General features: G+C 62.4%; 23 protein-coding genes and 1 pseudogene. 17 read left to right on the forward strand and 7 right to left on the reverse strand.

Features of this window, described 5'->3' with window-relative positions; translation table 11 throughout:
• Positions 1-48 precede the first annotated feature (48 nt).
• On the reverse strand, positions 49-1,251 hold the full coding sequence (locus tag F753_RS38380) for a CaiB/BaiF CoA transferase family protein (RefSeq protein ID WP_023445650.1): 1,203 nt from the start codon (positions 1,249-1,251) through the stop codon (positions 49-51).
• 176 nt (positions 1,252-1,427) lie between these two features.
• Between F753_RS38380 and F753_RS38385 the strand changes: the two are divergent.
• The 3 genes and pseudogenes from F753_RS38385 to acs all read left to right on the forward strand — a co-directional run bounded on the left by F753_RS38385 (position 1,428) and on the right by acs (position 5,816).
• Positions 1,428-2,328, forward strand: a pseudogene (locus F753_RS38385) (LysR family transcriptional regulator).
• A 148-nt stretch (positions 2,329-2,476) separates the two neighbouring features.
• A complete protein-coding gene (locus tag F753_RS38390) occupies positions 2,477-3,475 on the forward strand; it encodes a TRAP transporter substrate-binding protein (protein ID WP_023445651.1) in 999 nt (332 codons plus the stop codon).
• A 385-nt stretch (positions 3,476-3,860) separates the two neighbouring features.
• Positions 3,861-5,816: an acetate--CoA ligase gene (acs, locus tag F753_RS38395; RefSeq protein WP_023445652.1), complete on the forward strand. Its 1,956-nt coding sequence runs from the start codon at positions 3,861-3,863 to the stop codon at positions 5,814-5,816.
• A gap of 116 nt (positions 5,817-5,932) precedes the next feature.
• Here acs and F753_RS38400 read toward each other — a convergent pair whose 3' ends face one another.
• Together F753_RS38400 and F753_RS38405 are read right to left on the reverse strand one after the other, a co-directional pair.
• Positions 5,933-6,295, reverse strand: coding sequence for a YgaP-like transmembrane domain (locus tag F753_RS38400; RefSeq protein WP_014820602.1), 363 nt, complete (start codon positions 6,293-6,295; stop codon positions 5,933-5,935).
• A gap of 292 nt (positions 6,296-6,587) precedes the next feature.
• Positions 6,588-8,621 (reverse strand): S9 family peptidase, encoded by a 2,034-nt coding sequence (locus F753_RS38405; RefSeq protein WP_023445653.1) that lies wholly within the window; start codon positions 8,619-8,621, stop codon positions 6,588-6,590.
• 432 nt (positions 8,622-9,053) lie between these two features.
• On the opposite strand from F753_RS38405, the gene fadB reads away from it, so the two are divergent.
• The 5 genes from fadB (at position 9,054) to F753_RS38430 (ending at position 16,309) form a co-directional block, all read left to right on the forward strand.
• Positions 9,054-11,201 carry a fatty acid oxidation complex subunit alpha FadB gene (fadB, locus tag F753_RS38410; protein WP_023445654.1) on the forward strand — a complete coding sequence of 716 codons (2,148 nt, stop codon included), beginning with the start codon at positions 9,054-9,056 and terminating at the stop codon, positions 11,199-11,201.
• Between the two features lie 18 nt (positions 11,202-11,219).
• Positions 11,220-12,395 (forward strand): acetyl-CoA C-acyltransferase FadA, encoded by a 1,176-nt coding sequence (gene fadA / locus F753_RS38415; protein ID WP_003285577.1) that lies wholly within the window; start codon positions 11,220-11,222, stop codon positions 12,393-12,395.
• A gap of 134 nt (positions 12,396-12,529) precedes the next feature.
• Positions 12,530-12,763: a DUF1653 domain-containing protein gene (locus F753_RS38420; protein ID WP_014820599.1), complete on the forward strand. Its 234-nt coding sequence runs from the start codon at positions 12,530-12,532 to the stop codon at positions 12,761-12,763.
• A 288-nt stretch (positions 12,764-13,051) separates the two neighbouring features.
• Positions 13,052-15,655, forward strand: a complete 2,604-nt coding sequence (topA, locus tag F753_RS38425; protein ID WP_023445655.1) for a type I DNA topoisomerase — start codon at positions 13,052-13,054, stop codon at positions 15,653-15,655.
• A gap of 135 nt (positions 15,656-15,790) precedes the next feature.
• Entirely contained in the window at positions 15,791-16,309 is a 519-nt protein-coding gene (locus tag F753_RS38430; protein ID WP_023445656.1) for a DUF6586 family protein, read from the forward strand.
• A 17-nt stretch (positions 16,310-16,326) separates the two neighbouring features.
• Here F753_RS38430 and F753_RS38435 read toward each other — a convergent pair whose 3' ends face one another.
• Positions 16,327-17,166 (reverse strand): DMT family transporter, encoded by an 840-nt coding sequence (locus F753_RS38435; RefSeq protein WP_023445657.1) that lies wholly within the window; start codon positions 17,164-17,166, stop codon positions 16,327-16,329.
• A gap of 212 nt (positions 17,167-17,378) precedes the next feature.
• Between F753_RS38435 and F753_RS38440 the strand changes: the two genes are divergently transcribed.
• The gene (locus F753_RS38440) at positions 17,379-17,615 is read left to right on the forward strand and encodes a hypothetical protein (protein WP_014820595.1); all 237 of its coding nucleotides are present in this window, start codon (positions 17,379-17,381) and stop codon (positions 17,613-17,615) included.
• Positions 17,616-17,688: 73 nt separating this feature from the next.
• Here the strand turns inward: F753_RS38440 and sulA are convergent, their stop codons facing one another.
• Positions 17,689-18,165: an SOS-induced cell division inhibitor SulA gene (sulA, locus tag F753_RS38445; RefSeq protein WP_014820594.1), complete on the reverse strand. Its 477-nt coding sequence runs from the start codon at positions 18,163-18,165 to the stop codon at positions 17,689-17,691.
• 11 nt (positions 18,166-18,176) lie between these two features.
• Entirely contained in the window at positions 18,177-18,785 is a 609-nt protein-coding gene (lexA, locus tag F753_RS0125030; protein ID WP_014820593.1) for a transcriptional repressor LexA, read from the reverse strand.
• A gap of 208 nt (positions 18,786-18,993) precedes the next feature.
• Between lexA and F753_RS38450 the strand changes: the two genes are divergently transcribed.
• The 8 genes from F753_RS38450 (at position 18,994) to F753_RS38480 (ending at position 25,973) form a co-directional block, all read left to right on the forward strand.
• Positions 18,994-19,701 carry a TetR/AcrR family transcriptional regulator gene (locus F753_RS38450; protein WP_011912890.1) on the forward strand — a complete coding sequence of 236 codons (708 nt, stop codon included), beginning with the start codon at positions 18,994-18,996 and terminating at the stop codon, positions 19,699-19,701.
• A 39-nt stretch (positions 19,702-19,740) separates the two neighbouring features.
• Positions 19,741-20,265: a L,D-transpeptidase gene (locus tag F753_RS38455; RefSeq protein WP_023445658.1), complete on the forward strand. Its 525-nt coding sequence runs from the start codon at positions 19,741-19,743 to the stop codon at positions 20,263-20,265.
• Between the two features lie 15 nt (positions 20,266-20,280).
• Positions 20,281-21,279 (forward strand): beta-N-acetylhexosaminidase, encoded by a 999-nt coding sequence (gene nagZ, locus F753_RS38460; protein ID WP_023445659.1) that lies wholly within the window; start codon positions 20,281-20,283, stop codon positions 21,277-21,279.
• A gap of 24 nt (positions 21,280-21,303) precedes the next feature.
• Complete coding sequence (locus tag F753_RS38465; RefSeq protein WP_023445660.1) at positions 21,304-22,041, forward strand: S-methyl-5'-thioinosine phosphorylase; 738 nt, start codon at positions 21,304-21,306, stop codon at positions 22,039-22,041.
• Between the two features lie 144 nt (positions 22,042-22,185).
• Positions 22,186-22,683, forward strand: a complete 498-nt coding sequence (locus tag F753_RS38470) for an LEA/WHy family protein (protein WP_036999573.1) — start codon at positions 22,186-22,188, stop codon at positions 22,681-22,683.
• Between the two features lie 7 nt (positions 22,684-22,690).
• A complete protein-coding gene (locus F753_RS49145; protein ID WP_084799386.1) occupies positions 22,691-22,891 on the forward strand; it encodes an SEC-C metal-binding domain-containing protein in 201 nt (66 codons plus the stop codon).
• 7 nt (positions 22,892-22,898) lie between these two features.
• Positions 22,899-23,360 carry a DUF2489 domain-containing protein gene (locus F753_RS38475; protein WP_014820587.1) on the forward strand — a complete coding sequence of 154 codons (462 nt, stop codon included), beginning with the start codon at positions 22,899-22,901 and terminating at the stop codon, positions 23,358-23,360.
• Between the two features lie 75 nt (positions 23,361-23,435).
• The gene (locus tag F753_RS38480) at positions 23,436-25,973 is read left to right on the forward strand and encodes a penicillin acylase family protein (RefSeq protein WP_023445662.1); all 2,538 of its coding nucleotides are present in this window, start codon (positions 23,436-23,438) and stop codon (positions 25,971-25,973) included.
• A gap of 20 nt (positions 25,974-25,993) precedes the next feature.
• Here the strand turns inward: F753_RS38480 and tsaA are convergent, their stop codons facing one another.
• The gene (tsaA, locus tag F753_RS38485) at positions 25,994-26,701 is read right to left on the reverse strand and encodes a tRNA (N6-threonylcarbamoyladenosine(37)-N6)-methyltransferase TrmO (protein WP_023445663.1); all 708 of its coding nucleotides are present in this window, start codon (positions 26,699-26,701) and stop codon (positions 25,994-25,996) included.
• Between the last annotated feature and the right edge of the window lie 10 nt (positions 26,702-26,711).

Genomic DNA, 26,711 nt, shown 5'->3' on the forward strand with positions numbered 1-26,711 from the left:
GAATGTCGCGGTGGATGAAAAAAAGCGTCTTCCACCCTACGGGCAGTGTCAGATGATCCCGCGCTCGCGCAGGCCCTGGCGTTGTTCATCGGTGAGACCGAGGCCGGCCAGCACGTCGTCGGTGTGCTCGCCCAGTTGCGGGCCGCCTTCGCCGATGCGCCCTGGCGTGCGCGACAGCTTGGGAAGCACGCCCGGTACCTTGAGCGGGCCGGCAAAGGTCTGCACCTGCTCGATCATCTGCCGCGCCAGGTAGTGCGGGTCCTTGACGATATCGGCGGCGGTGTAGGGATAGCCAGCCGGCACGCGGGCGCCCTTGAGCGCTTCGATCACCTCGTCGCGGCTGTGCTGGATGGTCCATTCGCCAATGGCGGCATCGATCAGCTCGGCGTGCTGGGCACGGCCATCGTTGTGGGCGAAGCGCGGGTCATCGGCAAGGTCCTGGCGGCCCATTAGGTTCATCAGGCGCTTGTAGATGCTGTCGCCATTGCCGGCGATCAGCACGTAGGCGCCGTCGTTGCACAAATAGGAATTGGACGGGGTGATGCCGGGCAGGGCGCTGCCGGCCGGCTCGCGTACGTAGCCGAAGGCGTCGTATTCGGGCACCAGGCTTTCCATCATGGCGAACACCGACTCGTACAGCGCCACGTCGATCTCCTGGCCCTGGCCGCTGCGGTTGCGCTCCTGCAGGGCGAGCAGTACACCGATCACGCCATACAGCGAGGACAGCGAATCGCCGATGCTGACGCCAACCCGCACCGGCGGCTGGCCCGGATAGCCGGAAAGGTGGCGCAGGCCGCCCATGGCTTCGCCGATCACGCCGAAGCCCGGCAGGTCGCGATAGGGGCCGGTCTGGCCGTAGCCGGAAATGCGCAGCATGATCAGCCGAGGGTTCAGCTTCGACAGCTCATCCCAGCCCAAGCCCCATTCTTCCAGCGTGCCGGGGCGGAAGTTCTCCACCAGGATGTCGGCTTCGGCGACCAGCTGGCGAACGATTTCCTGGCCTTCCGCGGCCTTGAGATCCAGCGTCACCGAGCGCTTGTTGCGCGACTGCACATGCCACCAGAGCGAGGTGCCGTCCTTGAGCTTGCGCCACTTGCGCAACGGGTCGCCGACCTTGGGCGGCTCGATCTTGATCACGTCGGCGCCGAATTCGCCGAGCAGCTTGCTGGCGAAGGGGCCGGCGATCAGCTGGCCCATCTCGATCACCTTGAGGCCCTGCAGCGGCAGGTTCTTGTCTGTCTGTTCGCTCATCACGACACCTGTGCCGGTTGATTCATGGTGCCGAGCATGACCGACGCATCGGCAGCGGACAATTGGCCGTTGGCCAAGTGAGGTTTCGTGCATCACGAAGGCTAAGACGAAAGGAGCTTTGAAAAGCACGGCTTGAGCAGCGCATGCTTCGTCTACCGCGAATACGGGGTTCCACTATGCGCCGCATCGATTTCGTCACCCTTCGGCTGTTCGTTCGCCATCGCCGAGACCCGCAGTCTGACCCGCGCTGCTGAGCGCGAGCATCTGGCGCTGGCGGCGGTGAGCAAGCGTGTCAGCGATCTGGAAGGGCAGCTCGGCGTCAGCCTGCTCTATCGCCAGCCCAAGGGTGTCGAGTTGACGCCGGCCGGCCACGCGCTGCTGCACCACGCGCGCAACCTGCTGGACAACCTGCAACAGCTGGACGCCGACTTGAGCGAGTTCAGCCAGGGCGTGAAGGGCCATGTCCGCATCCACGCCAATACCTCGGCGGTCATCGAGTTTCTCCCCGAGGACCTGAGTACTTTCACCCGCCAGCACCCGGAGGTGAAGATCGACCTGGAGGAGCGCGTCAGCAGCGACACCCTGCGTGCGCTGCGCGAAGGGCTGACCGATATCGGCATCTTCGCCGGGCATATGCCGGCCGAGGACCTGCAGGTGTTTCCCTATCGCGAGGACCGGCTGGTGCTGGTCACGCCGCGCGAGCATGCGCTGGCTGAACGTTCAGAAATCGCCCTGCGTGATGCCGCTGGCTTCGACTTCATCGGCCTGCAACAGGACGCCTCGCTGCACGCGCTGCTGCAGCAATCGGCGCAACAGATGGGTACGCCGCTGCGTCTGCGCATCCAGGTACGCAGCTTCGAGGCGATCTGCCGGATGATCCACACCGGCATGGGCATCGGCGTGCTGCCCGAGCAGGTGGTGCGCAACTACCTGCCGGCGCTGGACGTGGCCATCGTGTCGCTGAGCGACGCCTGGGCGCGACGCGAGCTGAAGCTCGGCGTGCGCAATCTGGAAAGCCTGTCGGTGACTGCGAGGCAGATGCTCGAGCACCTCACGCTTCGCGAAGGCCAGGCCTGAACGAAGCCGTTCGGCGGCACGATTGCGGCGCGGCCTTCGCCAAACGCGAAGTCGCGCTTGGCCAAATAGCAATTCAGCGCGTGGCGGTGCCGGGGTAGAGTCCGGCCAGCGATATGGCTCACACAACTACAAAACGGAGCTCACCCCCATGGCACGACTCACCCGTGGCATCACCCGTCTGCTCGCCGCTTCGGCGCTGTTTACCGTCCTTGGCGCCCAGGCCGATCCGATCCTGATCAAGTTCTCCCATATCACCGCCGACAGCACGCCGAAGGGCCAGGGCGCGCTGATGTTCAAGAAGCTCGTGGAAGAGCGCCTGCCCGGCCAGGTAGAAGTGCAGGTTTTCGCCAACTCCTCGCTGTATGGCGACGGCAAGGAGATGGAAGCGCTGCTGATGAACGAGGTGCAGCTGCTCGCGCCGGCACCGTCGAAGCTCGAGCAGTACACCAAGCAGCTGCAGCTGTTCGACCTGATGTTCCTGTTCGACGACATGGCCGCGGCGCAGCGCTTCCAGCAGTCGGACAAGGGCCGCGCCATGCTCAAGTCGATGGAGGACAAGGGCATCACCGGCCTGGCCTACTGGCTCAACGGCATGCGCCACTTCACCGCCAACAAGCCGCTGCGCGAGCCGGCCGACGCCCGCGGGCTGAAATTCCGGGTACAGCCGTCGGACCTGCAGGCGGCGCAGTACACCGCGCTGCGGGCGGTGCCGCGCAAGATGGCCTTCGCCGAGATCTACCAGGGCCTGCAGACCGGCGTGGTCAATGCCCAGGACAACCCCTGGTCGAACATCTACAGCCAGAAGTACCACGAGGTGCAGAAGTACATCACCGAATCCGGGCACGGCATCGGCAACTACCTCTTAATCACCAATACCAAGTTCTGGAACGGCCTGCCGGCGGATGTGCGCGGCGAGCTGGAGACGATCATCGATGAGGTCACCGCAGAGGTGAATCGCCAGGCCGAAGCGCTGAACGAGAAGGCCAAGCAGGGCGTCATCGACTCGGGCAAGAGCGAGATTCTGGTGCTGACCGACGAGCAACGCGCCAAGTGGCGCGACGCGGTGCAGCCGGCGTGGAAGAAGTTCGAAGCCGATATCGGCAAGGACCTGATCGAGGCCGCGCGCGCAGCCAACTCTGCGCCCTGAGGCAAGCCCGCCAATGGTCTGTTAGACCAATGTGCAGTTTCGGCCGCGGCGCGGGCTGCACAGAATGGCGGCGTCTATCTGCGTGATCGGACAAGTGTGTATTCCAACCGGATGGTTGACCGAGCGGCCCTTGAGGCCGCTTTTTTTTTGCCCGCAAAACGCGTCCGCGGGTGTCGGGGCCGTAGCATTCAGCTACGCGAAAGCTCTGGCAAATGGCGGCAGTGCACACGCCATGCGGTGAGGCGCGGTCTATGCTTGAGCAAAGCCGATACGCCAAGGGTGGCGTGCTTGGCTGGAGTGCACCGTCTGACAGGCGCTGGGTTGGTCATTGGGTTCGCCTGCTGGACAGGGTTCTGCATACCAACAAGACAGACGAGGAACTGCCATGAGCGCTGCGTCCGTATATCCGGTTCGGCCCGAGGTGGCCGCTCAGTCACTGACCAACGAAGCCAGCTACAAGGCCATGTACCAGCAGTCGGTGATCAATCCCGAGGGCTTCTGGCGTGAACAGGCGGCGCGGCTGGACTGGATCCGGCCTTTCACCGAGGTCAAGCGCACCTCCTTCGACGATCATCATGTGGATATCAAATGGTTCGCCGATGGCACGCTCAACGTCTCGGCCAACTGCCTGGATCGGCACCTGGCCGAGCGCGGCGATCAGCTGGCAATCATCTGGGAGGGCGATGATCCTTCCGAACACCGCGAGATCACCTACCGCGAGCTGCACCAGGAAGTCAGCAAGTTCGCCAATGCCCTGCGCGGGCAGGATGTGCACCGCGGTGACGTGGTGACCATCTACATGCCGATGATTCCCGAGGCCGCGGTGGCGATGCTGGCCTGTGCGCGTATCGGCGCGATCCACTCGGTGGTGTTCGGTGGCTTCTCCCCGGAAGCACTGGCCGGGCGCATCATCGATGGCCAGTCGAAGATCGTGATCACCGCTGACGAAGGCATTCGCGGCGGCAAACCCGTGCCGCTCAAGGAGAATGTCGACGAGGCGCTGACCAATCCCCAGACCAGCTGTGTGAAGAAGATCATCGTCGTGCGCCGCACGGGTGCGGACATCCGCTGGCACGCGCATCGCGACATCTGCTACGACGACCTGATGCGCGTGGCCGGTGAGGTTTGCGCGCCGAAGGAAATGGGGGCCGAGGAGCCGCTGTTCATCCTTTATACCTCCGGCTCCACGGGCAAGCCGAAGGGCGTTCTGCATACCTGCGGCGGCTATCTGCTCTATGCCGCACTGACCCATGAGCGGGTGTTCGACTACCGCCGCGGGGAGGTCTATTGGTGCACGGCCGATATCGGCTGGATCACCGGGCACAGCTACCTGATCTATGGCCCGCTGGCCAACGGCGCGACGACGCTGATGTACGAAGGCGTGCCGAATCATCCAGACGTTACCCGCATCGCCCGGATCATCGACAAGCACAAAGTGAACATCCTCTACACGGCGCCCACGGCGATCCGCGCCATGATGGCCGAGGGAGCCGCGGCGGTGGAGGGGGCCGACGGCTCCAGCCTGCGTCTGCTCGGCACGGTGGGCGAACCGATCAATCCCGAGGCATGGCACTGGTATTACGAAACGGTCGGCCAATCGCGCTGCCCCATCGTCGATACCTGGTGGCAGACAGAGACCGGTGGCATCCTGATCAGCCCGCTGCCGGGGGCGACTGCGCTCAAGCCGGGCTCCGCCACACGCCCGTTGTTCGGCGTGGTGCCGGGGTTGGTGGACAACCTCGGCAACCTGCTCGAAGGCCCCGCCGAGGGCAATCTGGTGATCCTCGACTCCTGGCCGGGGCAGATGCGCACCATCTACAAGGACCACGACCGCTTCGTCGACACCTACTTCAAGACCTTCCGCGGCATGTACTTCACCGGCGATGGCGCGCGCCGCGACGAGGATGGCTATTACTGGATCACCGGAAGGGTGGATGACGTGCTCAACGTGTCCGGGCACCGCATGGGCACCGCGGAGATAGAAAGCGCCATGGTCGCCCATGCCAAGGTGGCCGAAGCGGCAGCGGTGGGCGTTCCGCATGCGCTGAAGGGGCAGGCGATCTACGTGTATGTGACCTTGGTCAGCGGCGTGCAGCCCACGGATGCGCTGCGTCAGGAGCTGCAGCAATGGGTGCGCAAGGAGATCGGGCCGATCGCCGTGCCGGATGTGATTCAGTGGGCCCCTGGGCTGCCGAAGACGCGTTCCGGCAAGATCATGCGCCGGCTGCTGCGCAAGATCGCCACGGACGACTACGACGCGCTGGGCGATACCTCGACCCTGGCCGATCCTGGTGTGGTCGATCAGCTGATCGAGGCTCATGAGGCGGTGAAGAAGCGCTGAAGGCGAGGGCGACCGGAGCGCAGTTACGGAGCCGGTCGCCTCTACCCATGAGCCTGTGCCCGGAGGCTATGCCACGACTCGCCGGGCTTGATGTTCCCCGCTTGTATGGGCGGGGATCAGACGCCGGCAGGCGGGCTTTTCAGGCTGTCATTGCCGGTTACGGTAGTGCCGTTGGTGGCTGCCGCGGCGTTGGCCTGCAATTGCTGGCGATCCTTTTCCGAGCGTTCGAACGGCATGTGGTGCGAGCGGCCTTCGGCCATGCCGGCCTGTTCGTTGATTTCATTGAACACGCGCTTGGCCTCGCAGTGCCCGGTTACGCCACGGGATAGTGCCAGGCCGCCGATACCCAGCTGCAGCAGTCCGCCCAGGCCGCCGCGGCTGAGGCCCTTGGCAAGGAAATACAGCCCGCCGGCCAGGGACATGGCGCGCTCCCAGCCGTGGACGTTCTGATTCTGGTGGTTCGAGGACTTGTTGTTCATGGGTGGCTCCGACGAGGGCATTCTCAATGAATGACTCTCGCCAGCGCAGGCTGTTCGGTGCCGCAGGTCGGCATCTGGCGGAAACGCCGGTGAAGTGGCTGTTGTGGGAAGCCAAACGGACGCCGGGAGGAGGGAGCCAGGGCGCGCCAATGCGCGGGAGCGGTCCTGACCGCGAATCGTGAAAATGCGACGGACGAACTTCGCGGCCAACATTGGCGCGGGGTAGCCGTGCTTCACGGCTGGCCTCGAGGCTGAATGTCTAGCGCAACCCGACAGGCCGCGCGAGAGCGTGCTAAGCCGCCATGCCGAATACCTTGAGCACGAAGGCGTACTCCAGCGCCACGTCCTTGAGCGCCTGGTAGCGCCCACTCATGCCGCCGTGCCCGGCGCCGAATTCGGTCTTGAGCAGCAGCAGATTGTCGTCGGCGCGGGTGGCGCGCAGCTTGGCGACCCACTTGGCGGCTTCCCAGTACTGCACGCGGCTGTCGTTGTAGCCGGCCACTGCGAGCAGCGCGGGGTAGGCCTGGGAGCGGATGTTTTCATAGGGCGCGTAGGCCTTGATCCGCTCATGCACCTCCGGCTGATTCGGATCGCCCCATTCATCGTACTCGGTCACGGTCAGCGGCAGGTCGGCGTTGAGCATGGTGTTCAGTACATCGACGAAGGGCACCTCGGCGACGGCCGCACCGAACAGCTCAGGGCGCATGTTCAGCACTGCGCCGATCAGCAGGCCGCCGGCGCTGCCGCCGCTGATGGCCAGGCGCGCTGAGGTGGTGTAGCCGTCGGCCAACAGCTGCTCGGCGCAGGCGATGAAGTCGCTGAAGGTGTTCGGCTTGTGTTCCAGCTTGCCGGCGCGATACCAGGCTTCGCCGAGATCGCCGCCGCCGCGCACATGGGCGATTGCGAAGACGAAACCGCGGTCGAGCAGCGACAGGCGCGCATGGGAGAACCACGGATCGAGGCTGTGCCCATAGGCGCCGTAACCGTAGAGATAGAGCGGAGCCAGCTTGCCGAAGCTGTCGCGGCGGCCGACCAGGCTGATGGGTATCTGCGTGCCGTCCTGGGCGGTCGCCCAGATGCGTCGACTTTCATAGGCGTCCGCATCGAAGGGGCCTTCCACCGGGGTTTCCTTGAGCACTTCCTGCGTGCCGTCGGCCAGCGTCAGCTGACGGACTTGCGCCGGGCGGTTGAGCGCTTCATAGCGCAGGCGGATCACCGTGCTGGTGAACTCCAGCGAATTCTGCACGTGCAGGCTGTAGGCCGCATCGGGCAGCTGCAGGCGATAGGGCTGCACGCCCTGTGGCTGCACCTCGATCACCGGCAGGCCGCCTTCGCGCAGGGTCAGGGTGATCGCCTCGGCGTTGAGGCTGACGTCCTCGAGCATCACCGCGTCGTCATGGGCAACCAGTTCCTGCCAGTGCTCCCGCTCGGGCTGCGCCTCGCTGGCGTGATAGAGCGCGAAGTTGATGCCCGTCTGATTGCTGCGGATCAGCCAGCTCCACTGACCTTGGTGAAGGCCATGATCGGGAAAGTACTCGTGATCTTCCTGGCGTGGTGCCAGGCACGTCCATTGACCTTCCGGCTCGTCCGCCGACAGCACCCGGGCTTCGCTGGTGGTCTTGCTGTGGGAAAGGATGACCAGTTGGCGCTCGGAGCTGGTGCGGTAGCAATGCACGAAGAAGCGCCCGTCTGGATCGTGATAAACCTCGCTGCTGCCCGTATCGCCAAGGCGATGGCGGTAAATCTTGTGCGGGCGGTGGGTGTCGTCCAGTTCACCGTAGAACAGCGTCTGGCTGTCGTTGGCCCAGGTCATGCTGCCGTCGCAATCGTCGAAGGGCAGGGCGGTCACGTCACCGCTGGCGAGGTCCTTGACGAACAGCCGGTAGATCTCGTCGCCTTCGCGGTCGAGGCTGTAGGCCAGCTTGCTGTGGTCCTGACTGACGCTGAACGCGCCCAGGGAGAGGAAGCCGCCTTGGGCGAGCTCGTTGGGGTCGAGCAGCAGCTGTTCGGCGTTCTCGTCAACGGTGAGCGAGCCATCGACCGGGCGTGGGCAGCGATAGTGCCGGGGGTATTCGTCGCCAGCCGTGGTGCGCTGGTAATACAGCCACGGCCCCCAGGGCGACGGCAGGGAGAGGTCGGTTTCGCGGATGCGGCCCTTGATTTCCTGGAACAGCGTCTCGCGGAGTTCGGACTGGTCGGCGAGCTGTTCTTCGAGATAGGCATTCTCCGCCTTGAGGTATGCCAGCACGTCGTCGGCGTCGCGATTCTCCAGCCAGCGATAGGGATCGGTGCCGGTGTCGGCGCGGGCGATGGGGGCGTTGGACATGCAGTAACTCCGGATTCGGTTCGCGGCCGCTAAGGCCGGTGATGGCAAAGAGCGAGAGGCGCCAGTGTACCTGCTCGGCTGCGGCTAGGATTCAACAGACAAACATGGCGTCGGTCGGTGACTGGCACACGGCAAGGATCGGCGCGGTGAATGGCGGCGAATCGGTGTTGTCGATGATGACCGGGTGGTCGCGAAATGTCCGCTTGCAGGTGGCTTTCGGTTAGGCAAACCAGCTGATTGACAATGCTGAGCTTTTCCCCGAAGGTGTGCCGACCCAAATCAAACGGGCGTATGAATCGAGCGTTTGCCAGAGCAGATGCCGATCACCCGGATTATCGTGTCGGTGGGTGTCGTTCGCTGCAAGGCGCGGTCGAGTAAGGGCCGAAGACGTGAGACACGTAACGTTCAGCTTCCATACCTGGAGATCAGTTGATGATTTACGAAGGTAAAGCCATCACGGTTAAGGCTCTTGAGAGCGGCATCGTCGAATTGAATTTCGACCTCAAGGGTGAGTCCGTCAACAAGTTCAATCGCCTCACTCTCAACGATCTGCGCCAGGCCGTCGATGCCATCAAGGCTGACGCGTCGGTGAAAGGCGTCATCGTAACCAGCGGCAAGGACGTATTCATCGTCGGCGCCGACATCACCGAATTCGTCGACAACTTCAAGATGGCCGACGAGGAACTGGTCGCCGGCAACCTCGAAGCGAACAAGATCTTCAGCGATTTCGAAGACCTGGGCGTACCCACCGTGGCCGCCATTAACGGCATCGCCCTGGGTGGCGGTTTCGAGATGTGCATGGCCGCGGACTACCGCGTCATGTCTACCGTTGCCAAGGTCGGCCTGCCGGAAGTGAAGCTGGGCATCTACCCGGGCTTCGGCGGCACCGTTCGTCTGCCGCGTCTGATCGGTGTGGATAACGCCGTCGAGTGGATCGCATCCGGCAAGGAAAACCGCGCCGAAGACGCCCTCAAGGTTCATGCAGTCGATGCCGTGGTCGCCCCGGACAAGCTGCAGGCCGCTGCACTGGATCTGGTCAAGCGCGCCATCTCCGGCGAGCTGGACTACAAGGCCAAGCGTCAGCCGAAGCTGGACAAGCTCAAGCTCAACGCCATTGAGCAGATGATGGCCTTCGAAACCAGCAAGGCGTTCGTTGCTGGCCAGGCCGGCCCGAACTATCCGGCCCCGGTCGAAGCCATCAAGACCATCCAGAAAGCCGCCAACTTTGGTCGTGATAAGGCCATCGAAGTCGAGGCCGCCGGCTTCGTCAAACTGGCCAAGACCTCGGTTGCACAGAGCCTGGTCGGCCTGTTCCTCAGCGATCAGGAACTGAAGAAGAAGGCCAAGGCCTACGACAAGCAGGCCCGCGACGTGAAACTGGCTGCCGTACTCGGCGCCGGCATCATGGGTGGCGGCATCGCCTACCAGTCGGCCGTCAAGGGCACGCCAATCCTGATGAAGGATATCCGCGAAGAGGGTATCCAGATGGGTCTGGACGAGGCCTCCAAGCTGCTCGGCAAGCGTGTCGAAAAAGGTCGTCTGACTGCCGACAAGATGGCGCAGGCGCTCAACGCGATCCGCCCGACCATGTCCTATGGTGATTTCGGCAACGTCGACATCGTCGTCGAAGCCGTGGTCGAGAACCCGAAGGTCAAGCACGCCGTGCTGGCCGAGGTGGAAGGCCACGTTCGCGAAGACGCGATCATCGCCTCCAACACCTCGACGATCTCCATCAACTACCTGGCCCAGGCGCTCAAGCGTCCGGAGAACTTCTGCGGCATGCACTTCTTCAACCCCGTGCACATGATGCCGCTGGTGGAAGTGATCCGTGGCGAGAAGACTAGCGAAACCGCTATCGCCACCACCGTTGCCTACGCCAAGAAGATGGGCAAGAGCCCGGTCGTGGTCAACGATTGCCCGGGCTTCCTGGTCAACCGCGTGCTGTTCCCTTACTTCGGCGGCTTCGCCCGCGCCATCGCCCACGGTGTCGACTTCGTTCGCGCCGACAAGGTGATGGAGAAGTTCGGCTGGCCTATGGGCCCGGCCTATCTGATGGACGTCGTCGGCATGGACACCGGCCACCACGGCCGTGACGTGATGGCTGAAGGCTTCCCGGATCGCATGAAGGACGACACCCGCACGGCTGTCGACGTCATGTACGAGGCCAACCGCCTCGGCCAGAAGAACGGCAAGGGCTTCTACGCCTACGAGATGGACAAGAAGGGCAAGCCGAAGAAGGTCGTCGATGCCCAGGCTTACGAGCTGCTCAAGCCGATCGTTGCCGAGACTCGCGAGCTGTCCGACGAGGACATCATCAACTACATGATGATCCCGCTGTGCCTGGAAACCGTTCGCTGCCTGGAAGACGGCATCGTCGAGACCGCTACCGAAGCCGACATGGGCCTGATCTATGGCATTGGCTTCCCACCCTTCCGTGGTGGTGCGCTGCGCTACATCGATTCGATCGGCGTCGCCGAGTTCGTCGCGATGGCCGACAAGTACGCCGACCTGGGCCCGCTGTACCACCCGACCGCGAAGCTGCGCGAGATGGCTGCCAACGGCCAGCGCTTCTACGGTTAATCGAGGGAGAGAGAATTCATGAGCCTGAATCCAAGAGATGCAGTCATCGTCGACTTCGGTCGCACCCCGATGGGGCGCTCCAAGGGCGGCATGCACCGTAATACCCGCGCTGAAACCATGTCCGCACACCTGATCGACGGCGTGCTGGCGCGCAACCCGAAGATCGACCCGGCCGAAGTCGAGGACGTCATCTGGGGCTGCGTGAACCAGACCCTCGAGCAGGGCTGGAACATCGCCCGCATGGCTTCGCTGATGACGCGTATCCCGCACACCAGCGCCGGCCAGACCGTGAGCCGCCTCTGCGGTTCGTCCATGAGCGCCCTGCACACTGCCGTGCAGGCCATCCAGACCAACAACGGTGACGTGTTCGTCATCGGTGGTGTGGAGCACATGGGCCACGTCAGCATGATGCACGGCGTCGACCCGAACCCGCAGCTGTCGCTGTACGCCGCCAAGGCGTCCGGCATGATGGGCCTGACCGCTGAAATGCTCGGCAAGATGCACGGCATCACCCGCGAGCAGCAGGATGCCTTTGGTGAGCGTTCGCACCGCCTGGCGCACAAGGCCACGCTGGAAGGCAACTTCAAGGATGAAATCATCCCGATGGAAGGCTATGACGAGGATGGTTTCCTCAAGGTCTTCGATTACGACGAAACCATCCGTCCGGACACCACGCTGGAAAGCCTGGCTGCACTGAAGCCTGCGTTCAACCCGAAGGGCGGCACCGTAACTGCAGGTACTTCCTCGCAGATTACTGACGGCGCTTCCTGCATGATCGTCATGTCCGCCCAGCGTGCCAAGGATCTCGGCATCCAGCCGTTGGCCGTGGTTCGCGCCATGGCACTGGCTGGTGTAGACCCGGCAATCATGGGTTACGGCCCGGTGCCGTCCACCCAGAAGGTGCTCAAGCGCGCCGGCCTGACCATGGACGACATCAGTCACGTCGAGCTGAACGAAGCCTTCGCTGCACAGGCCCTGCCGGTGCTCAAGGATCTCAAACTCCTTGACAAGATGGAAGAGAAGGTCAACCTGCACGGCGGCGCGATCGCTCTGGGTCACCCGTTCGGTTGCTCCGGTGCGCGTATCTCCGGCACCCTGCTGAACGTGATGAAGCAGAACAACGGTACGATTGGTATTGCCACCATGTGTATCGGTCTGGGCCAGGGGATCAGTACGGTCTTCGAACGCGTCTAACAGACAGATGCAAATGACTGCGCTAGGCTGACAGCCAATCTCGCGACTGAGCGGGAATATGATTGTCAGCCGGTGCATGGAAGCCGGGGCCTGGTGCCCCGGTTTTTCTTTTTTGTATTTGTGTGGAGGTAGGCATGCAGTTGCAGCCGGGGCGTTATCGCCATTACAAGGGGCCGGAATATCGTGTGTTCGCTGTTGCGCGGCACTCCGAGACCGAGGAGTCGGTGGTGTTCTACCAGGCGCTGTATGGGGAACGTGGACTCTGGGTGCGCCCGTTGTCGATGTTCATCGAGACTGTCGAAGTCAACGGCGAAACGGTCCCGCGTTTCGCATTGATCGAAGCCGAAACGAGCGTTTTCGAAGGTTGAGCTGGCTAGCGGCTACCAGGTCCGCGCTTGACCTCACCTCCATCGCCACTATATATAGCGGTGCTTTTCAGACAGAGCTTAAACCTTGCTGTTCGCTGGATGGCATCGGACGGCTGCTCTGATTCGCACCAGGCGGAGCCGGGCAGGGCGATTTTTCTGTCAGGTCGGCCCGTTCGCAAAACGCGCACTAACGTACGCTGATGCCTTGCCGTTTAGCGCCGGTGCGGGTATTCAAACTGTCGGAGGCGCCGCCTCTGTTCACCTCTAGATTCAGGAACTCTCCTCTCCATGGGTAAATCGCTGGTCATCGTGGAATCACCGGCCAAGGCCAAGACAATCAACAAGTATTTGGGCAACCAGTACGTGGTGAAGTCGAGTATCGGCCATATCCGCGACCTTCCTACCAGCGGCTCTGCCAACAAGGAGCCGGTCAAGCGCGGCAAGGCTGCGGCCGCCGAAGCGCCTGCGCTGTCGCCGAAGGAGAAGGCCAAGCGTCAACTCATAACCCGCATGGGGGTCGACCCGGAGCACGGCTGGAAGGCCAAGTACGAGATCCTGCCCGGCAAGGAAAAGGTCATCGAGGAACTGCGCCGTCTGGCCAAGGAAGCCGACACCATCTATCTCGCGACCGACTTGGATAGAGAGGGGGAGGCCATCGCCTGGCACCTGCGCGAGTCGATTGGCGGCGACGACAGCCGTTACAAGCGCGTGGTGTTCAACGAGATCACCAAGAAGGCGATTCAGGAGGCTTTCTCCAAGCCTGGCGAACTCGATCTGAACCGGGTCAACGCACAGCAGGCGCGTCGTTTCCTCGATCGGGTGGTTGGCTACATGGTGTCGCCGCTGCTCTGGGCGAAGATCGCCCGCGGGCTTTCCGCCGGCCGAGTGCAATCGGTAGCGGTGAAGCTGGTGGTCGAGCGCGAGCGTGAGATTCGCGCCTTCGTTCCGGAAGAATACTGGGAAGTTCACGCGGACCTGGCGAATGTGCAGCAGGCCAAGGTGCGTTTCGAGGTCGCGCGTGAGAACGGCGAAGCCTTCAAGCCGCTGAACGAAGCCCAAGCCACCGCTGCACTGGAGAAACTCAAGGGCGCGCAGTACAGCGTCAGCAAGCGCGAAGACAAGCCGACGAGCAGCAAGCCCTCGGCCCCCTTCATCACTTCGACCCTGCAGCAGGCGGCGAGCAATCGCCTCGGCTTCGGTGTGAAGAAGACCATGATGATGGCTCAGCGCCTGTACGAAGCCGGTTACATCACCTACATGCGTACCGACTCGACCAACCTTTCCGCTGACGCGATCAGTATGGTGCGCGGCTTCATCGAGAGCGAGTTCGGCGACAAGTACCTGCCGGAAAAACCGAATGTCTATTCGAGCAAAGAAGGCGCGCAGGAAGCGCACGAGGCGATTCGCCCGTCCGACGTCAACCTGCGCCCGACCCAGCTTTCGGGCATGGAACGCGATGCCGAGCGTCTGTACGAGCTGATCTGGCGCCAGTTCGTAGCCTGCCAGATGCCGCCGGCACAGTACCTCTCCACCAGCGTGACCGTCGCTGCCGGCAATTTCGAACTGCGCGCCAAGGGCCGCATCCTGAAGTTTGACGGTTACACCAAGGTCATGCCGCAGCAGAGCAAGGCCGGTGAGGATGACGTGTTGCCGGAGATGAACAAGGGCGACGACATGAAGCTGCTCAAGCTCGACCCGAGCCAGCACTTCACCAAGCCGCCAGCGCGCTACTCCGAAGCCAGCTTGGTCAAGGAGATGGAGAAGCGCGGTATCGGCCGGCCGTCCACCTACGCCGCGATTATCTCGACCATCCAGGACCGCGGCTACGTCTCGCTGCACAACCGCCGTTTCTATTCGGAGAAGATGGGCGACATCGTCACCGAGCGCCTGTCCGAGAGCTTCAACAATCTGATGGACTATGGTTTCACCGCCGGCATGGAAGAGCATCTGGACGACGTCGCCCAGGGTGAGCGCGACTGGAAGCACGTACTGGACGAATTCTACGGTGACTTCCGCAAGAAGCTCGAGGTTGCCGAGGCCAGCGAGAACGGCATGCGTGCCAATCAGCCGACCGTGACCGATATCCCGTGCAAGGTCTGCGGTCGGCCGATGATGATCCGTACCGCTTCCACCGGCGTGTTCCTCGGTTGCTCCGGCTACAGCCTGCCGCCGAAGGAACGCTGCAAGTCCACCGTCAACCTGGTTCCGGGCGACGAGATCGCTGCCGATGACGAGGGCGAGTCCGAGTCTCGCGTGCTGCTTGGCAAGCACCGCTGCCCGATCTGCAGTACCGCGATGGATGCCTATCTGCTCGACGAGACGCAGAAGCTGCATATCTGCGGCAACAACCCGGATTGCTCGGGTTATGAGATCGAGAAAGGCCAGTACCGCATCAAGGGCTATGAAGGCCCGAGCCTGGAATGCGACAAGTGCGGCAGCGAAATGCAGCTCAAGACCGGTCGCTTCGGCAAGTTCTTCGGTTGTACCAACGCCGAATGCAAGAACACCCGCAAGCTGCTGAAAAATGGCGAAGCCGCGCCACCGAAGATGGATGCGGTGAAGATGCCCGAGCTCAAGTGCGACAAGGTCGACGACACTTACGTACTGCGCGATGGCGCTTCCGGCCTGTTCCTGGCTGCCAGTCAGTTCCCGAAGAATCGCGAAACCCGCGCGCCGCTGGTGCGTGAGCTGATTCCGCACAAGGACGAGATCGATCCCAAGTACCATTTCCTGCTCGATGCGCCGCAGAAGGATCCGGAAGGCCGCTTCGCGGTTATCCGCTTCAGCCGCAAGACCAAGGAGCAGTACGTGCAGACCGAAGTGGACGGTAAGCCGACCGGCTGGAAAGCGTTCTACGACGGCGGCAAGTGGAAGGTCGAAGACAAACGCTGATTTCTTTGCGTCGACCGTTCAGCAGACCGGCTGCACCGCGTGCGTTCTTCAAATCGGCTGGCACTTCGTCAGCCGATCTGGTGCGGCAACCTGTGAAGGTCCATTCTCTGTCCATCTTCTTTCGGAGAGCATGCCATGGCTCACGAGCTCTACACACGTACCAACCAGAAGATATTCTTCGCCGGTTTGTCACTGGAAAGCTGGCGCAAGGCCGAAGAATCTGCCTCGATGAATTCTCAAGGTTTGATTCAGGCTGAACGTGAGGCTTGCCTGTTCCACCTTTACGGCGCCTTGCTTGGACTGTGCCATGAGATCGCCGGTTACTACCGATCGCCCGGTGCGGATGCGCCTGTCGTCGAGGCATTTCTGACCCGCAGCGTGCTCGAGGCTGCGCCGAGCCCGGAACTCGCCGAATTGCTGGAATTGTCGGAGCAGCCAAGCACTTGGCTCGGGCAGTTGCTTACCGCCTACAAGCAGCTGCTCCAGCCGCCACGCGCTCCTGCCAAGGCCAAGACTGATCCGCGCCAGCCGTTGATCGAGGCAGTCAGTGTCGAGGACGATGTGCCACCGCTGTCGCGCGTCGAGCTGGAAGCCTGGCGACAGAACCTCAAGGGCCTGGCATTACGTTTTCGTGAGTCGTTGACCGAATGGTGACACTCGGGACCGTGGCGTCAGCCGCGGTGCCTGATACTCAGGACCATGGCGATGCCGCCGAGAATCGCCGCACCTGAGATGATCAGCGTTGCCGTCAACGCTTCACCCAGCAGCACAGTCCCGGCGATGGCTGTGAGTAGCGGAACGCTGAGCTGGACGCTCGCCGCCTGTATTGCCGCAAGACCGGGCAGCGCCGCGTACCAGATGGCGTAGCCGACCCCAGAGGTCAGCGCCCCGGAGAGCAGGGCGTACACGATTCCTGGCGCATCCCATTGCTGCTGGCCAAGCGTCACCAGACAAAGCACTGCTGCCAGCGGCACGGCCTTGATGAAATTGCCCGCAGTTGCTGCAAGGGGATTGCTCGCGCCCCGTCCACGCAGCGAATAGATGCCCCAGGCGACACCGGACAGCAGCATGAGCAGTGCGCCGTCCAATGCCGGCGCGCTGCTTCCCGGCAGCAGCAGAATCAGCAATCCGCTCAATGCCAACAGCAAGCCGACAATCTGCCAAGCGCTAAAGCGCTCGCCCCGCAGCAATCCCCAAGCAAGCATGCTCAACTGCACCGCGCCGAACAGCAGCAGGGCGCCGGCTCCGGCATCCAGGTTGATATAGGCGTAGGAAAAACTAGCGGCGTAGATGAACAGCGCCAAGGCGCTGAACCAATCTCCGCCCTGCGATTGTCTCGGCGTGCCGATTCGCAACATTAGCCAGAGCGTGAGCGCTCCGGCCAGTATACGGAGGCCGGTGAAGCTGGCCGGGTCAATAGCGGTGTCCCGCAAGGCGATACGGCATAGGATCGAGTTGCCGGCAAATGCAAGCATGGCCAAGGCGGTAAGCAGCAAGGTGCGGGTTGTCATACACAATCCTTATCGAGCGCCGGCGCGCGCTTTTTTTGTGCATGCTACGTGTCGGTATCCATAGCCGCATTGTTTTGTTGGTCGGGCAATGCACGGCTGCATGATGCTGCTACCTATCGGGGTGTTGCTAGCGAAAGGAGCTTGAGACCTGCAAAGGCTGTCCTGAGGCTGGTCGGCTGCTACAATGGCCGCCTTTCACGCGGAGCTGATCCATGCCTACATCTTTTCTGGAAATCGTCGAGCTACCTGACGGGCGCATCGTGCTTCGTCGTGCCGAGGACGAAGAGGTGTTGGTCACGCTGAATTTTTCGGAAGACGCCAAGCTATTTCTACAGGGGCAGCACGTCGAGATTGCCAAGGCGATGTTCAATGTCGGCGTTCAGATGGCCGGTCGCATGTCGGAAGGGGATTTCGAGCGCGACGATGAAGAGCCGCGTGTTCTGCACTGAGTGAGCTATTGCTCGAGCGTTATAGCTTCAGGATTCCATCCGCGATTTTCAGCACGTCCCTGTGCCGTGCGGTTCAACATCCGAGACGAATATTCAGACTCTGAGCTGCGCCCAGGCTGGCGGCTGCGCATAGTTTGCTACGTGTTGCCCCATCGAGCTGATCAAACCAGCTGACCACGGTATGGCTGCACCCCGAGGCCAGGGCTTTGCAGGCGAGTTCCATCGCGCCCTCGGCGTCGCGTGGCTGCAGCAGGATGATGCGTTCGCGATTCAGACCGCACTTGCGCAGCCAGTTCTGCGAGAGGAAAGCAGGCGGGGCAATCAGCGTCAGCCAGCGGCTGTCCGCTGCATCGCCGAGTTCACGCAGGATCGGGGCAAGCAGCAGGTGGCAGTGCTCGCTGCTGCCACTCAGGCTCAACTCGCTCAGATATTCCTTGTCCTGCTCGGGTTTGTTGCGTGGTTTCAGGTTGCCAAACGGTGCCAGGCTTTGCGCAATGACGCCGTCGAACAACGAAAGTTGGGGCCGGGAAGTGCTGGTCTGGTACTGCATGAACCTTCTCCTTAGCGGCGGATTACGCCGACACTCAAGCCTTCTATCACCAGTTCCTGCTGTTCGAGGTCGACCTCGATGGGCGCGAACTCGGGGTTTTCAGCCAACAGCCAAACCTTCTTGCCGTCACGCTTGAAACGCTTCACCGTGACTTCGTCACCGACGCGAGCAACCACGATCTGGCCGTTGCGGGCCTCGCGGGTGGTGTGCACGGCAAGCAGGTCGCCATCAAAAATGCCGACGTCCTTCATGCTCATGCCGTGGACACGCAGCAGATAATCGGCGCGCGGATGGAAAAACGCGGGGCTGATCTGGCAGGATTCTTCGACATGTTGCTGCGCCAGAATCGGCGCGCCGGCAGCAACGCGGCCGATGATCGGCAGGCCATTTTCGGATGCGGCGGGTTCGAAGTCCGGAATACGTATCCCGCGAGACGCCCCGGGCGTCATCTCGATAGCGCCCTTGCGGGCAAGTGCCTTGAGATGTTCTTCGGCAGCGTTGGGTGACTTGAAGCCGAGTTCCTGAGCGATCTCTGCGCGAGTGGGTGGATACCCATTGTCTTCCAGGCAGCGCTTGATGAACGCGAGGATTTCCGTCTGGCGAGGCGTCAGCTTGATCATGTCGGTCTCTGTTCTTTTATACAGTGACTGGGATTATATACAGTGATCCGGCCTTGGCAACGGATGATTATGATGGTTTTGAAAGCACATCCGGCGTGCTCCTTGGTCTGTCTGCGACAATGACGCTAGTGCCACAAGGCGTTTCGTGGTTGACTTGCCGGTCGGTGAAACGTAAGTTTCAAACAGTTGTTTGTCTTTCGGAGGGGGCATGGCGCAGTCGGAAACAGTTGAGCGCATTCTTGATGCAGCGGAACAGCTGTTCGCGGAAAAAGGCTTCGCCGAAACCTCGCTTCGCCTGATCACCAGCAAGGCTGGGGTCAACCTCGCGGCAGTGAACTATCATTTCGGTTCGAAGAAGGCGCTGATCCAGGCGGTGTTCTCGCGTTTTCTCGGGCCATTCTGTGCCAGTCTCGAGCGTGAACTGGATCGACGCGAGGCATTGACCGACAAGAAGGACACGCTCGAGGAACTGCTGGAAATCCTCGTCGAGCAGGCCTTGGCGGTCAAACCGCGCAGCGGCGATGATCTGTCCATCTTCATGCGCCTGCTGGGCTTGTCTTTCAGTCAGAGCCAGGGCCACCTGCGCCGCTATCTGGAAGATATGTACGGCAAGGTGTTCCGTCGCTACATGCTCAAGGTGCATGATGCGGCGCCGGCCATTCCGCCCATCGAACTGTTCTGGCGTGTGCACTTCATGCTTGGTGCGGCCGCATTCAGCATGTCGGGTATCAAGGCACTGCGCGCTATTTCCGAGAACGATTTTGGCGTCAGAACCTCGATCGAGCAGGTCATGCGTATGATGGTGCCGTTTCTCGCGGCCGGCATGCGCGCCGACAGTGGCATTGATGACAACACGCTGGCGGCGGCGCAACCGATCGCACGGCGCAATGCAGTGGCCATTCCGGCGAAGGCTTGAGCTACAAGCATGCCGGGTGATCGGCTAAGCTAGCCGCCCATGGCATTTCTCGATTTTCTGCATATTTCCATCGCCGATCAGCAGCTCTACGGCTTCGCCGAGGGCCAGTTGCGTCTGCGCTTTTCTGTCTCTACGGCACGCAATGGTGCGGGCGAGCTGAACGGTTCCGGTTGCACGCCGCGCGGTCTGCATCAGGTGCGTGCGCGCCTCGGTGACGGTTTGCCTCAAGGTGCGGTGTTGCGTGGGCGGCGCTGGACTGGCGAAGTGTGGTCTGCAGCACTGCATGACAGCTTTCCAGGACGTGACTGGATACTGACCCGAATCCTCTGGCTCAGCGGTTGCGAGCCGGGGGCCAATCGCCACGGGCAGGTCGATACCTTCCGCCGTTACATCTACATTCACGGTACCCCCGATTGTGAGCCGATGGGCGTACCTCTTTCCCACGGTTGCATTCGCATGCGCAATGCCGACTTGCTGCAACTCTTCCCATTGGTGCCGCCTCACTGTGCGGTGCGCATCGACGAGGCGCCCTGTCCCGATTGGGCTGCCGCTGAACTCGAATAAGGATTCCTTCTGCATATGCACGGTTCACTGATGCTGGACATTGCTGGTACCTGGTTGACTGCCGAGGATCGCCAGCTGCTTCGCCAGCCCGAGATCGGCGGGCTCATTCTGTTTGCCCGCAACATCGAGCACCCGCGCCAGGTCGACGAGCTGTGCCGCTCGATTCGTGCCGTGCGGCCAGACCTGCTGTTGGCGGTGGACCAGGAAGGTGGCCGCGTTCAGCGGCTGCGCCAGGGTTTCGTACGGCTTCCGCCGATGCGCGAACTTGCGCGCTGCTCCGACGCGCCGCGGCTGGCGGAAGCCTGCGGCTGGGTGATGGCGACCGAGGTACTCGCTGCGGGCCTGGATTTCAGCTTCGCACCGGTTCTCGATCTTGACCACCAGCGCAGTGCCGTGGTGGGAACGCGTGCATTCGAAGGCGATCCGCAGGCCGCCGTGGTGCTGATCGACGCGTTCATCCGTGGCATGCACGCCGCGGGTATGGCCGCAACCGGCAAGCACTTTCCCGGTCATGGCTGGGCCGAGGCGGACTCCCATGTCGCGATCCCGGTCGACGAACGAAGTCTTGAAGAGTTGCGCCGCTGTGATCTGATTCCCTTCAAGGCGCTGAGCGGCACGCTCGATGCGATCATGCCGGCGCACGTGATCTATCCTCAGGTCGATGACCAGCCCGCAGGTTTTTCGCGGCGGTGGCTGCAGGACATCCTGCGTAACGAGCTCGGCTTCAAGGGCGTGATCTTCAGTGACGATCTGTCGATGGCGGGCGCGCACGTCGCCGGCGATGCGGCCGATCGCATCCAGGCAGCACTGGTTGCCGGCTGTGACATGGGGCTGGTGTGCAATGATCGGGCGGCGGCTGAACTGGCGTTGGCTGCGCTGCAGCGCCTCAGCGTCACGGCGCCGCCTGCGCTTTCGCGTATGCGCGCTCGTCAGGAGTACGCTGCTGAGTACAAGCAGAATCCGCGTTGGCTTGACGCCATTGGCGCGCTCAAGGCCGCCGACCTGATTGACTGACCCTTTTTCTTCCAAGGAATACCCATGACTGTCCATGCCATCATCGGCGGCACCGGCCTGACTCAGTTGAGCGGCTTCAAGATGCAGCGCGCGCAGCTCATCGATACGCCCTACGGGCGCCCGTCCGGTGAAATCCTGCGTGGCGAATACAGCGGCCGAGAGGTGCTGTTCCTTGCACGGCATGGCCATCCGCACCGCATTCCGCCACATCAGGTGAATTATCGAGCCAACTTATGGGCGCTGAGGCAGGCCGGGGCGGAGGCGATTCTTGCAATCAATGCGGTCGGTGGCATCCATTCGGCCATGGGCTCCGGACATTTTTGCGTACCCCATCAGATTGTCGATTACACCTACGGTCGCGAACACACCTTCTTCGAAGGCGATATAGATCACGTGACCCACATCGATTTCAGCTATCCCTATGACGAAGCGCTGCGCGAGCGCCTGATCGGCGCACTCGCAGCCGAGGGCTATGCGTTCAGCAGTCACGGTGTGTATGGCTGCACGCAGGGTCCGCGGCTGGAAACCGTAGCGGAGATCACCCGTATGGAACGCGACGGCTGCGACATCGTCGGTATGACCGGAATGCCCGAGGCTGCGCTGGCGCGCGAACTCGATCTGCCTTATGCCTGCCTGGCGCTGGTGGTCAATCCGGCGGCCGGCAAGGCGAGCGGGGTGATCACCATGACCGAGATCGAAGCGGCACTGGCTGCCGGCATAGGCAAGGCGCGACAGGTCCTCGCAAACGTGCTGGCGACGTGAGTGAACCGCGGCGCACTGCAATGCGGGAGCGCTTTGTCAGAAACGTCGTTGTCATATTGCGGCCTGAGACTGGTATTTTTGCGGTGGCCCCCGTTGCGGCAAGCATGCTGCTTGCTACACTTGGCCGTCCTTTGGAGTACCGGAATGTTTTGCCAGGCACACACAATAAGAATTCTTAGAACCGTCGTGTTGCTCTGCCTGCTTGGCGGCATGGCCGGATGCTCGACCTGGTTTTCGGGCGATTTCAAGGACCCTACGGTCGAGCTCACCAAGGTCGATATCATCAAGGCGCGGCTGCTGGAACAGCAATTCATGCTGCGCTTTCGTATCGACAACCCCAACGATCACAGCCTGCCGGTGCGCGGGCTGATCTACAAAGTCCATCTCAACGACGTGGAACTGGCCAGCGGCGAGTCCAGTGGCTGGCTGACAGTACCTGCCAACAGCTTCGAGTACTACGAGGTGCCGGTTCACACCAACCTCTGGCGCCATATGAAGTACATCGTGCGTCTGCTGGAGAAGCCCGACCGTCCGATCGCCTACCGCCTGGCAGGTGAGCTCAAGACCGGGCTGATGATGGGCCGGCGCGTGCACATTTCCAACAATGGCGAGATAATCCCGGGCAACTTTATTCCGGAGTAGTACCCAGATGAGTCAAGAGCCCCACGTACATGGTCCCGACTGCAACCACGATCACGATCACGATCACGACCATGACCATCACCACGTTCATGGCCCGCATTGCAATCACAGCCACGAACCTGTGCGTAATCCGCTGAAGGACGTCGGTCGCAATGACCCGTGCCCTTGTGGCAGCCAGCAGAAGTACAAGAAATGCCACGGCGCCTGAGCCTGTCATGACCCTGGCCATCGGTCTGTTCGTCATCGCCACGCTGCTGATTGCTGCGCTGGGCGGCTATGCGCTGTATCTCTGGCGGCGTGTCTGGCGCAACGAGCGGTTGCAGGCAGAGGCGCGGACGCAGCAGCAGACCGCGCTGGCGGAGGATCTGCGAATCCTCGCCAGCTGCCTGCTGGAGGAGCAAGTCCCGCTCATCGAGGGGGCAATCCGCATCAAGGTGCTGCTCGACAACTATGATGTGGCGCTGGGGCAGCATCCTCGTTGTCAGGTTTTCCAGCAGCTGTTCGAAGCCACCGAGCAAGTGCCGACCCATGCCGCCTGGAAGGCGCTGGACAAGCAGGAGCGGCGCCGACATGAAGCGCAGTTCAGTGCCCTCGAGCTGCAGCACAAGGCCGAGGCTCGGCGTTCGGCCCGTTGGCTGCTCGACGAAGCTCTGCCAAAATCCCGCGACGCGGCCTGATCGACCGATCTTCTTCGCCGCGCGCCCTCTAATCTGTCAGTACCATCCCTTGCCAAGCTCGCTCAGGAGTCTTTGATGTCTCTGCGTCTGCCGTTCGCCCTGGTTCGCCTGACGCTGGGGGCCGCGCTCGGCCTGGCCGGCCTGGGCGGTTGTCAGGCCTATCTCGATAATCGCTACAGCGCCAGCCTGCCGCCGCCGCAGGGCATTCAGCCGCTGACCGGCCTGGCAGGCAGCGCGAGTATCCGGCGCAATTCGCTGGGCATGCCGCTGATCGAAACCTCGTCGTTCCACGATGCGCTGTTCGCCATGGGTTACGTCCACGCCACCGATCGTCTGAGCCAGATGGTCAGCCTACGGCTGATGGCTCAAGGGCGATTGGCGGAGATGGTCGGCCCCGGCGTGTTGGAGAGCGACCGCTTCATGCGCGCGGTGAATCTGCGCCAGAGCGCCGAGCTGCTCTATCGTGAGTCCTCGCCGCGGATGAAGAAGTTCTTCGAGGTCTACGCCCGCGGCGTGAACGCCTACCTGTATCGCCATCAGGAAAAGCTGCCGATGGACCTTGCCGAGTCCGGCTACAAGCCTGAGTACTGGAAGCCCGAGGACTCGGTGCTGGTGTTCTGTTTGCTTAACTTCGGACTTTCGCAGAATCTGCAAGAAGAAGTGGCGGCGCTGCTGCTGGCGCAGAAGGTGGGTAGCGACAAGCTCGCCTGGTTGCTGCCCATCTATCCGGACGAAGCATTGCCGTTCGCTGAAGCCGACAAGCTCAAGGGACTCGCGCTGGGTGGATCGGTACCAGGGCTGGCGGCGATCGAGCAAGCGGCGCAAAACTTGGCATCGTTGACCCCGACTGGGATGGCTGCGTCGAACAACTGGGCCATTGCCGGCAGCAGCACCCGTAGCGGCAAACCGATTCTGGCCAACGACACGCCCCTGCCGCTGTCGATGCCTTCGTACTGGAATTTCATGCAGGTCCGCGCACCGAAGTTCCAGGCCGCGGGTGTCACCATCGCCGGGGTGCCCGCAGTGGTCGCCGGTTTCAACGGCAAGCTCGGCTGGGGCATGACCATGGTGATGGGCGACAATCAGGACCTCTATCTCGAGCAGGTGCGCCGCGAAGGCTCGCGGCTGATGTACCTGGCCGATGGCAAGTGGCTGCAGGCCCGTGAGCGGCACGAAACCTACTTCGTCAAAGGCGAGCGGCCGATTCGCGAGACCATCTACGAAACCCGTAATGGGCCTCTGCTGAACACGGCGCTCGGCGAGCGCAAGCACCCCTTGCAACCGCTACAGCTTCGCAGTGGTTACGGCCTTGCGCTGAAAACCACGCAGCTGGAGGCCGATCGCACCCTGGATGCCTTTTTCGATCTGTCCCGCGCGCAATCGGTGGATCAGGCCTTCGAGGCGACCCGCGAAATTCGTGCGACGGCGCTGAATCTGGTGTTTGCTGACCAGCAGGGAATCGGCTGGCAGGTCACCGGACGCTTCCCAAATCGTCGCGAGGGATTGGGGCTGGTGCCGTCGCCGGGTTGGGACAATCGTTATGAATGGGACGGCTTCGCTGATCCGATGCTGCATCCCTACGACCAGGATCCTATCCAGGGCTGGCTCGGCACCGCCAACCATCGCAGTGTACCGCGCGGTTACGGGATGCAGCTTTCCAGCTCCTGGTATGGCCCCGAGCGCTATGAGCGCCTGGCGGAACTGGCGGGGCGGGGCAAGCATGACACCCGCAGTACTATCGCGATGCAGTACGACCAGGTCACGCCGTTCGCCGCCAAGCTCAGGGTAATGTTCGAGGCGCCGGGCATGGCCGAGCCGTTGCGCAAGGCGATCGATGCACTGCCGGCCGCCGAACGCAGCAAGGCGCGAGAAGCGCTGGATCGACTGATGGTGTTCGACGGCAAGCTCGCTGCGGATTCGGCCGGTGCTGCGCTGTATGGCGCTTTCCTGCACGAAAGCGCACGGCAGACGTTCCTCGACGAGCTTGGGCCGGAAGATACGCAGGCGTGGCGAGCGCTGGTGCAGACGGCTAACACGTCCTACTCGGCGCAGGCGGACCATTTGCTCGGACGTGAAGACAGCCCGTTCTGGAACGACCAGCGGACTGCGCAAACCGAAGACAAGCCGGCGATTCTGGCACGCAGTCTTGCTGGTGCGGTGAGTCTGCTGGAAGGCCGCCTAGGCAACGATCGCAGTGCGTGGCAGTGGGGCAAGCTGCACACTGCCAGTTGGACCTCCGGCGCGACGCAGTTGGCGCCGCATATGCCGGCCAGCCAGCGGAGCAAGATCAACGCTATCGGCAGCTACCTGGATCGCGGCCCCTTTGCCATGGGCGGCGACCACAGCACGCTGAATGCCTCGGCCTATCACCTGGGAACGGACTTCGATACCTGGCTGATCCCGGCGATGCGCATCATCGTCGACTTTGGCCGCGACGAGCCGATGATCGGCCTCAACAGTTCAGGCCAGTCGGGCAATCCGGCCAGCCCTCACTACGCCGATGGCATCGACGCGTGGATGAAGGCGAACTACATGAGTTTCCCGTTCAAGACGGAGAATCTCGACAAGGTCTACGGCAACCAGCGTCTGTTGCTGACGCCCGCCGGCAAGTGAGGAGGGGCGCCGCGCCGGCCCTAGGCCGGTTGCGGCGCTGCTGGCGCGACTTCCAGAACGCGGATCACGCCTGGCGTCGGATAATGCCAGCGCACGTCCACATCCCAGAACTGCGCGCCGTATCGCCGTTCCGGTTCGGGTTTCTGATAGGCCGGGCGCGGGTCCTGCGCCAGGCACTGCTCGATAAGCTCCACCAGGGGTTCGCCGAGCCGCGATGCTTCGTGGCCAGCCTGCAGGAAGCTGGCGTTCGACCACTGCACCTCGATCAACCCTGGCGCGTCGGCGGCCATCTCGTTGCGTGCCTCAGGCAGCGCGTCGGCGTACGGCACGTAGGGTTTGATGTCCAGCACCGGGGTGCCGTCCAGCAGGTCGATGCCGGAAATGAACAGTCGTCCCGGCTCGACCTTATCCAGCCTGACCACCGACTGGCCGATGCCGTTGGGCCTGTGGGTCGCGCGGGTGGCGAACACGCCGACCATGCGATTGCCGCCGAGGCGAGGCGGGCGAACCTTGAGGCGTGGCTTGCTTTCCAGCGCCTGATGGAAAAGAAACAGCAGCCATACGTGGCTGACCTGCTCGAGCCCGGCCACCGCCTCCCCGCTGTCGAACGGCGGCAGCAGTTCCACCACACCGCGTGCGGCTGGTGCCAGGCTGGGCTGGCGGGGGATTGCGAACTTCTCCTTGAAGCAGGAGCGGACGTAGCCGATAGGCGAGACGCTGTGATCCATGAAGGCGGGC

Origin of the sequence: Stutzerimonas chloritidismutans AW-1 (assembly GCF_000495915.1) — a bacterium.
GTDB lineage: Bacteria > Pseudomonadota > Gammaproteobacteria > Pseudomonadales > Pseudomonadaceae > Stutzerimonas > Stutzerimonas chloritidismutans.

Bases quoted from the DNA above. Each gene is read 5' to 3' on its own strand.
- F753_RS38455 (WP_023445658.1), top strand. From the start codon at position 19,741: ATGGCATTTCTCGATTTTCTGCATATTTCCATCGCCGATCAGCAGCTC.
- F753_RS38465 (WP_023445660.1), top strand. From the start codon at position 21,304: ATGACTGTCCATGCCATCATCGGCGGCACCGGCCTGACTCAGTTGAGC.
- F753_RS38380 (WP_023445650.1), bottom strand. From the start codon at position 1,251: ATGAGCGAACAGACAGACAAGAACCTGCCGCTGCAGGGCCTCAAGGTG.
- F753_RS49145 (WP_084799386.1), top strand. From the start codon at position 22,691: ATGAGTCAAGAGCCCCACGTACATGGTCCCGACTGCAACCACGATCAC.
- sulA (WP_014820594.1), bottom strand. From the start codon at position 18,165: ATGCAGTACCAGACCAGCACTTCCCGGCCCCAACTTTCGTTGTTCGAC.
- F753_RS38470 (WP_036999573.1), top strand. From the start codon at position 22,186: ATGTTTTGCCAGGCACACACAATAAGAATTCTTAGAACCGTCGTGTTG.
- topA (WP_023445655.1), top strand. From the start codon at position 13,052: ATGGGTAAATCGCTGGTCATCGTGGAATCACCGGCCAAGGCCAAGACA.
- F753_RS38430 (WP_023445656.1), top strand. From the start codon at position 15,791: ATGGCTCACGAGCTCTACACACGTACCAACCAGAAGATATTCTTCGCC.
- F753_RS38435 (WP_023445657.1), bottom strand. From the start codon at position 17,166: ATGACAACCCGCACCTTGCTGCTTACCGCCTTGGCCATGCTTGCATTT.
- F753_RS38420 (WP_014820599.1), top strand. From the start codon at position 12,530: ATGCAGTTGCAGCCGGGGCGTTATCGCCATTACAAGGGGCCGGAATAT.
- acs (WP_023445652.1), top strand. From the start codon at position 3,861: ATGAGCGCTGCGTCCGTATATCCGGTTCGGCCCGAGGTGGCCGCTCAG.
- F753_RS38440 (WP_014820595.1), top strand. From the start codon at position 17,379: ATGCCTACATCTTTTCTGGAAATCGTCGAGCTACCTGACGGGCGCATC.
- F753_RS38480 (WP_023445662.1), top strand. From the start codon at position 23,436: ATGTCTCTGCGTCTGCCGTTCGCCCTGGTTCGCCTGACGCTGGGGGCC.
- F753_RS38400 (WP_014820602.1), bottom strand. From the start codon at position 6,295: ATGAACAACAAGTCCTCGAACCACCAGAATCAGAACGTCCACGGCTGG.
- nagZ (WP_023445659.1), top strand. From the start codon at position 20,281: ATGCACGGTTCACTGATGCTGGACATTGCTGGTACCTGGTTGACTGCC.
- F753_RS38450 (WP_011912890.1), top strand. From the start codon at position 18,994: ATGGCGCAGTCGGAAACAGTTGAGCGCATTCTTGATGCAGCGGAACAG.
- fadA (WP_003285577.1), top strand. From the start codon at position 11,220: ATGAGCCTGAATCCAAGAGATGCAGTCATCGTCGACTTCGGTCGCACC.
- fadB (WP_023445654.1), top strand. From the start codon at position 9,054: ATGATTTACGAAGGTAAAGCCATCACGGTTAAGGCTCTTGAGAGCGGC.
- F753_RS38390 (WP_023445651.1), top strand. From the start codon at position 2,477: ATGGCACGACTCACCCGTGGCATCACCCGTCTGCTCGCCGCTTCGGCG.
- tsaA (WP_023445663.1), bottom strand. From the start codon at position 26,701: ATGGATCACAGCGTCTCGCCTATCGGCTACGTCCGCTCCTGCTTCAAG.
- lexA (WP_014820593.1), bottom strand. From the start codon at position 18,785: ATGATCAAGCTGACGCCTCGCCAGACGGAAATCCTCGCGTTCATCAAG.
- F753_RS38475 (WP_014820587.1), top strand. From the start codon at position 22,899: ATGACCCTGGCCATCGGTCTGTTCGTCATCGCCACGCTGCTGATTGCT.
- F753_RS38405 (WP_023445653.1), bottom strand. From the start codon at position 8,621: ATGTCCAACGCCCCCATCGCCCGCGCCGACACCGGCACCGATCCCTAT.